This is a genomic window from Streptomyces hainanensis, from assembly GCF_004348415.1.
Taxonomy (GTDB): Bacteria; Actinomycetota; Actinomycetes; order Streptomycetales; family Streptomycetaceae; genus Streptomyces; species Streptomyces hainanensis.
Genome location: NZ_SMKI01000386.1, coordinates 1 through 7710, shown reverse-complemented (window position 1 = coordinate 7710; position 7710 = coordinate 1). Strand labels below are relative to the sequence as shown.

The 7710-nt window shown below is 73.0% G+C and carries 2 protein-coding genes; both read right to left on the bottom strand.

What is annotated here, in order from left to right:
* Positions 1-34: 34 nt before the first annotated feature.
* Positions 35-2299: a right-handed parallel beta-helix repeat-containing protein gene (locus E1283_RS27725; protein WP_132820900.1), complete on the bottom strand. Its 2265-nt coding sequence runs from the start codon at positions 2297-2299 to the stop codon at positions 35-37.
* Positions 2300-2461: 162 nt separating this feature from the next.
* On the bottom strand, positions 2462-7710 hold a 5249-nt coding region (locus E1283_RS37565), incomplete at its 5' end, for an RHS repeat domain-containing protein (RefSeq protein WP_165956269.1).

The following is a 7710-nucleotide window of genomic DNA, read 5'->3' as shown; positions in this document are numbered from 1 at the left end:
CGCCAGGCCCCCGCCCCCGCCTCGGCGCCGGCCGTCACACCGGCAGGTCGTGCTCGTTGAGCGACATCAGCGCGTCCGCCTCGGGCTTGGTCAGCTCGGCCACCCGCATCGCCTGGCGTTCCGTCATCTGCTGGAACAGCTGCCGGGCGGTGCGGCCGTTGCCGAAGCCCTCGCCGCGCGGGATGGCGCCGATGAAGCCGGAGAGCGCCTTCCTGGCGCCGTCGGTGAGCTGGTAGCGGTGCCGGCGCGCGTTGTGCTCGACGATGCTGACCAACTCCTCCGTCGAGTAGTCGGCGAAGGCGAGGCTCCGGGTGAACCGGGAGGCCAGGCCCGGGTTGGAGCTGATGAAGCGGTTCATCTCGCCCGGGTAGCCGGCGGCGATGACGACGACCTCGTCGCGGTGGTCCTCCATCAGCTTCACCAGGGTGGCGATGGCCTCGCTGCCGAAGTCCTGCGCCACCCCGGCCGGGGTGAGCGCGTACGCCTCGTCGATGAACAGCACGCCGCCCATGGCCTTCTCGAACGCCTCGGTGGTCTTGGGCCCGGTGTGGCCGATGTACTCGCCGACCAGCGCGCTGCGGTCGACCTCCACCAGGTGGCCGCGGGACAGCAGCCCGAGGGCGCTGAGCAGCCGGCCGTAGAGCCGGGCCACGGTGGTCTTGCCGGTGCCCGGGTTGCCGGCGAACACCAGGTGGCGGCTGAGCGGTGGGGCCGGCAGTCCTGCCTCCTGCCGCAGCCGGACCGTCTGCATCAGCTTGACCAGGCCGCTGACGTCCCGCTTGACGCCGTCCAGGCCGACCAACTCGTCGAGTTCGGCGAGGAGTTCGGGCAGCGACTCCTGGGTGGGGCCGTCCTCGTACTCGTCGTCGCCCGGCCGCTCGGCGGTGGCGGTGGTGGTCGGTCTGGGGGCCGCGGCGGCCGGCCCCTGGTCGCGGTCGCGGGTCCGCTCGCCGTCCCGGTCGCGGGGTCGGCGGCGCCGGTCCTGGCTCGGGCCCGGCGTGGGCGGGCGCTCGGGTCCGCCCTGGCCGCGGTCGAGCCCGGGGAGCCGGGGCGAGCCGACGTTGATCGCGACGCAGTCCTCGAAGAGGGCCTGGGCGCCCTCGGCGAGGCCCAGGTCGTGCGCGGAGTCGAAGACCCGGCAGCCGCGGAACCGCGGCGCCGCGTCCCTGGCGACGTGCAGCGCCGGCAGGGCGCTGGCGATCACGTCGCAGTGGTCGAAGGTGCCGAGGGCGCCCTCGCCGACCAGCACCCCGTGCTTGCCCGAGCGCGCCACCCGCACCCCGCGCAGCCGCGGGTCGGCGCCGTGCGACAGCTCGACGCCGTTGCCCTGCTGGCCGGTCACGGTGCAGTAGAAGAGCAGCGACTCCTCGGTGGAGCGCAGCCGGACGCCGGTCTCGCCGCCGGTCACCCGGGCGCCGCGGGCCATCACCCGGGCCTGGTCGCGGACCTCGACGCCGGAGAGCCGGGCGCCGGCCAGCGTGGACTCGTTGATCTCGGCGCGCGCCGTGTGGTCCAGCCGGACGCCTGAGCGGGCCGCGTTCTCCACCCGGCAGTCGGTGAGCAGCGCCTCGGCGGCGTCCTGCACCAGCACGCCGTTCCGGCCGGCGCCGAACAGGCCGCTGCCGCGCAGCAGCACCCGGGACGAGTCGCGGGCGCGGAGCGCGGATCCGGAGCCGCCGTGCACCCGCAGCTGGTCGGCGCGGAGCACGGCGCTGCCGGAGACGGCGATGCCGATGCCCTCGACGCCCTCGATCGCGGTGTCGTCGAGGCGGGCCAGGGCGTCGCCGGTGAGGTGCAGGGCGGTGTGCCGGGCGGCCCGCAGCTTGGTGCGGCGGGTCACCAGGACGCCGCCGTCCGTGGGGTCGGCGAGTTCGGCGGACAGGTCGTTGTCCAACGGGATGGTGCCGACCGGCACTTCGGGACGGGCGACGAGGTTGCGGGAGCCCAGCACCTCGACCCGGCCGTGGGTGACGACGCAGTCCTCCAGGGTCAGCCCCGAGGCGTCCTCGACCCGCAGCAGGGCCTCGGCCGGGTCGGCGCCGCGCAGCACCAGGCCGCGCATCCGGCAGTCGGGCGCGGCGACGGTGAGCGGGCCGGCGGCCAGGGGCACGGCGATGGTGACGGACCCGTCGCCGTGCTGGGGGATCAGCGTCACGCGGCGGGCCAGCCGGAACGACTCGGCGTACTCGCCGGGCGCGACGCTGACCACCGCGCCGGCGGGGGCGACCGCCAGGGCCTCGGTGATGGTCCGGTGTGCGCCCCTGGTTCTGGGCGCCACGCGGATCGGCTCGTCAGTCATCGAACTCCTAGCGTGGAGGACCCGGTTCGGGCCGGGTTGGAGAAGCGTCGGGGCGCTGGGCGCCGTGGAGCGTGGCGAAGGGCTTCGGGCTGCTCGGGTCGGGTGGTGTCACCGCCGGGGCGAGAACCGCGGGTCTTCTCGGGCACGTGGCGTTCCCTCCGGTCACCCACCCGGGGTGAAGTGGAAGGGATCGTCGGCGGACGGGTCCACCCCCGGCGGGGTGATGCCGAGGGATTCGCGAACGGCCGGGCCCAGGGCGAACACGGCCAGGTTCTTGTCGATCAGCTTGCCGATGACCGGCATCACGAGGAAGTCGATGATCCCGGCCCGGTGGTAGAGGCGGGCGGCCGCGGTGTTCTGCATCATGCCGCGGAGGGCGCCGACGCTGAACGCGCCGGCGAGGCCGCCGGCGAGGCCGACGGCGCCGTACAACAGCGCGTCGAGGCCGGAGAGTTGGTGCCGGTTGCCCTCGGAGTCCTTGACGCCGAAGATCGCCGCGCCGGCCGCCGCGCCGACGAAGCCGGACAGGCCGCCGACGCCGGCGTTGACGAAGAAGTCGTAGGTGCCGCCGCGCCAGCGCAGCACCTTCTCGTTGCCGGCGAACTCGGCGTTCCAACTGTCGTCGTTCTGGCGGAAGTTGTACGCGTAGCCCTGATCCTTGTTGCCGAAGCCGACCTTCCAGGTGCCGCGGTGGGCCCCCCAGTTGTGCAGGCCGACCGAGAGGGACTTGAGGCCCGCGCCGACGACGGCGCCGAACGCGGCCTGCTGGACGTCGGTGATGGTGAACGGGGTGCCGGTGGCCGCCGAGACGATGCCGAAGACCGCGAGGTTGAGCAGGAAGTCCAGGGTGAACTCCTGGGTAAACGCCACCGCGACCGAGCCCATGTTGTTGGCGAGGAACGGGGTGTAGAGGGATTCGGCGCCCTGCACCCCGCCCGGCCGGTTGGTGACGGACGGGCCCCAGCTGTAGCGCAGCGACTCGCTCCACTCGCGGGTGAAGCCGCGGAACTCGTTGGAGAAGTCGATGAAGTGCGTCTCGCGGCCCACGAGGTGGGTCCGTCCGAAGGTGTCGCGCTCGTAGATGTTGCCCGGGATGGTGCGGTCGTTGAGCACGACATGGGAGTTGCCGTCGCCGAAGACGTGCCGGCGCCACTGCTTCTGCCAGGTCTCCGACTCCAGGAACGAGCCGTCCGGCAGCCGCTTCATCTCGCGCACCGTGACGCCCGCGTCGAACTCCTTCCAGGCGCGGTAGGCGTCGGCGTCGACCGCCGTGTCCAGGTCGCCGGGCTTGGCGAAGTACTCGCGGACCCGGAACGGCTTCATGGTCAGCGCGTCACGGGCCGGGTTGCCGCTCGCGGCGGACGCTGGGATCTCCTGGATCCGGATGGCGCCGTCCGCGTCCAGGGTGTCGACGAACCGGGCGCCCGGCTGCCAGCCGCCCAGTACGTTGCCGCGGGAGTCGATCCACTGGCGGACGCCGGGGCCGCCCTCGTCCAGGGTGTCGACGAACCGGGCGCCCGGCTGCCAGTCGCCCAGTGCGCCCCGGGAGTCGATCCAATGGCGTACGCGCGCGTCCTGGCCGCCGAACCGCTGAACCGTGCCGTCGGCGTCGATCTTGTTCCAGCGCCAGGCCGGCGGCTGGCCCGGGGTGTGCGGCAGTTTGAACGCGTCCAGGGTGGTGCCGTCCGCCAGCAGCCGGTGTTCGCGGACCAGTTGGCCGTCCATGAAGTCCTGGAAGGAGTGCCGGTCCCAGCTCCGGTAGTGGATGTCGTTGGTCGCCGCGTACTTGCGGATGCCGCTGGAGCCGTCGGCGCCGACCCAGCGGTTGTTCCCGTCGCTCCAGACCCGGAAGGTGTGGGTGTCGAGGCCGAAGGTGTCCTGGCGGACGACCACGGCGCCGTGGTGGTCGAGGAGCATCCAGTCGTTGCCGGCGCCGCCCTGGTGGCCGGTGCGGCGGAAGTCGAGCGCGGTGCCGGCCGGGTTCTCCATGGGGCGCGGCTTGTACTCCAGGATGGTGCCGTCCTTGAAGCCGACCCTGGCGATGTTCCACTCGGCGGCGTTGGCGGTCGGCGTGAACGGGTTGGCGTGGGTGGCGTCGGTGCGGAACCGGTCCACGAAGAGCACGTCGTTACCGGTCTTGCCGCCGCGCGGCGGCAGGTTGACGGTGGTGAAGTCCGCCTGGACGAAGGTGCGGTGGCCCTGCAGGTTGTCGGCGCCCTCGGACCAGGGCCGGTAGCCGGCCCCCAGAACCACGCCGTCCGGCAGCTTGACGTCGGCGCCCACGGTGAGCTCGTTCCCGTTGGCGAGCTTGCGGGTCTCGCCGACGAAGTCCCCGGCGTGGTTGATCCGGAACACGCCGTGGCCGTGCTGACTGGTGAACTGGATGCCGTGGTCGACGACCGTCCCGCCGTTGGACTGTTCCCAGCGGGCGATCTGCATCCTGCTGTCCTTGGCCCAACCCGCCTGATCGGTGCCGAAGTTGGTGTTGCGGAACTCCGAGCTGAGCACCGACCGCCAGGCGTTCGGCGGCCGCTGCTCGGCGATCCGCTCGAACGACAGGGTGTCACCGTTCTTGAGCACCTTGGCGCCGGCGACGTCCTTGCCGGTCGGCACGATGGCCTTGAACTCGGCGTTCCAGCTGCCGTTCGGGTTGATGTCGTGCGCGGTGTAGCGGCGCAGGTCGTCGAGGCCGGCGACCCGGCCGACCTTCACGTGCACCACCTTGGTCTCGCCGGTGGCCGCGTCGCCCATCGTGTCGATCCAGGCGCGGCCCGGGCTCCACTTCCTGGTGCCGTCGGCGACCTGCTTGAAGTCGCCGTCGAATCGGGTCCAGTTGCTGGTGCTGCCGTTCCAGTAGTGGGCGTTCATGCCGCGCATGTCGGCGATGACGTGGCCGCCCTGCGGGTTCTCCCGGAAGTGGCGCACGGGGTTGCCCGCGTTGTCGTAGTCGACCCAGGCGCGGCCGCTGACGCTCCACTTGCGGCGGCCGAAGTCGCCGATGTTGCCGTTGGCCCGGATCTCGGACCAGTGGTCCCTGGTGCCGGGGCCGTAGCTGATGCTCTGGCTCCCGCGCAGGTTGGGGGCGGAGACATGGGCGTCGAGCACGGCGCCGTCGGGCAGCACCCGGCGGTCGAAGACCGGGGTGCCGGTGTGGGAGGTCAGCGAGATGTGGCCGCGCTCGCCGCCCTTGACGTCGATCTTGCCGAAGTCGTTCCAGCCCGGGTTCCGGGGCGCCGTCGCGCCGGCGACGCCGGTGTTCCTGGTCCAGGTGGGCGCGTCGGGGTTGGTGCGGAAGTCGAGCAGGAAGTGCTGGTTGCCGACGGCCTGTCCCTGGTGGAAGACGTCGATGCGCTGCGCGGTGAGCTTGCCCGTGGCGTTGTAGTCCTGCCATTCGTTGGCGCGGGCGCCGAAGCCGTCGACGCGGTAGCCGCCCGGCTGGGTGTGGATGGTGCCGTGCGTGGTGATGGGGGTGAGTTCGCCGCCGCGCAGTTGGAGGTTGGTGGGGTTGGTGATGTCGAGGTAGCGGGAGTCGACGCCGTCGGACAGTTCGAGGACCCGCAGGTTGGTCGGGGCGCCGCCGTCCGCGGCGTGCAGGGTGACGTTGCGGATGTTGGTGGTGGCGTCGGGGGCGCCGACGGAGACGTCGAGGTGGCCGTCCTGCCGGTAGAGCCGGAAGACGCCGCCGTCGTCGTTGACGCGGAAGCCGGGGTTGGCGTTGGCCCCCGTCTGGGGCCTGGGCAGCACGGTGCGGTCGGGGACGACGACGCGATGGTTGTCGAGGAGTTCGTAGGCGCGCCGGCCGACGTCGCCCTCGAACTGCCGCATCCGCGCGAACTGGTCGACGCCGCCCGTGCCGGCCCCGGGCAGCCGGGTGTCCTGGAACTGGAACGCGCCGTCGCCGCCGAACCGGGTGACGAGGTTGTTGTTCGGGGTGCTGATCTCGAGTTCGCCGCCGGGGAGCCGGTTGATGGTGGTGTGGGGCGTGGGCGTGCCGTGCACGTTCCGCAGCCCGACCGTGGCCGGGTTGTTGATGTCGGTGAAGGCGTAACGCGTCGGCTGCCCGGGCGAGTCCAGGGTGACGACGTGGTGGGTGACGTTGCCCTGCGGGTCGATCATCACGTGGTGGTCGCCGCTCTGGACCCGGAAGCCGGACGGCGTGCCGTTGTCGAACTGCTGGGTGACGGTGGCCGGCACCGGACGAGGCGCCTGCACGTGCCCCGTGTCGCCCCGGGCCGTGATGACGAGATCCCGCCCGTTCAGGCCTGCGGGGCCACCGCGGAGGTGGTAGATCTCCTCGACCAGCTGGCCCGGGCGCGGACCGCCCACCTGGTGGGTGGTGTCGAGGTGCACGCCGCGCACCGTCACCGAGTTGCCGGTCACCGCGCCGTTGACCGCGCCGCCGTCGCCGGCCCGCAGCACCGGCGCGCCGCCACCGACCGCCGGGGTGTGCACGAAGGCGTCGAGCGGGCCGCCGCCGCGGCCCAGCATCGGGGTGACGTTGTGGGTGACGTTGCCCCGGGTGTCGATGAGGACGTGGTAGCCGGCGGTCTCGACCCGGACGCCGGTCGTCGTGCCGCCGTGGATCTGCTGGGTGACGGTGGCCGGCACCGGGCCGGTCGGGGTATGGACCCGGCCGGCGGTGCCCTGCGCCGGAACGCGGAGGTCCATTCCGTGCAGGCCCATCGGGCCGCCCTGGACGTGGTAGACCTCGTCGATCAGCTGGCCGGCGCGCGGTCCGCCGAGGTGGTGGGTGGTGTCGAGGTGCACGCCGCGCACCGTCACCGAGTTGCCGGTCACCGCGCCGTTGACCGCGCCGCCGTCGCCGGCCCGCAGCACCGGCGCGCCGCCCGGCTGGATCGGGGTGTGCGCGAACGCGTCGAGGCGGCCGCCGCCGCGGCCGCTGAGCTGGACGACCTGGGAGAGGTTGGTGCCGGCGGCGTCGACGGAGAGGTGGACGTCGCCGCCCACCAGCCGGGTGCCGCCGCCGCGCTGCGGGACGGCGGTGATGCCGCCCACCCCCTGCCCGTCGAGACCGCGGACCACGGCGCCGCCGCCCGCGGTGTCGCCGACCGGCGCGAACACGTGGCGCCCGCCGGGCGGCACGGCTCCCGGCACCGCGCCAGCTGCCGGCGCGGGCACCGGCAGCACGTGGTGGGTGACGGCGCCGTTGCCGTCGACGACTATGCGGTTCGGTCCTGCCGTGATGAGGTGGTGGCCGTTGATGTGGGTGCCGAGCCCGGTGACGGCGTTGTCCACCGTGGTGATGGTGCCGTCCGCGCCGGTCCGCAGTAGGACGGGGGCGCCGCCGGCCGTCTCGTTGAAGCGGAGGCTGGTGCCGCCGAAGCCCGGGAACGTGCCGAGGTCGACGTTGCGGTGCGTGGTGAGCCCGGTCGGCTGGGCGTCGGTGATGC

Coding starts and splice junctions, on each gene's coding strand:
- E1283_RS27725 (WP_132820900.1), bottom strand. CDS start 2,299: ATGACTGACGAGCCGATCCGCGTGGCGCCCAGAACCAGGGGCGCACAC.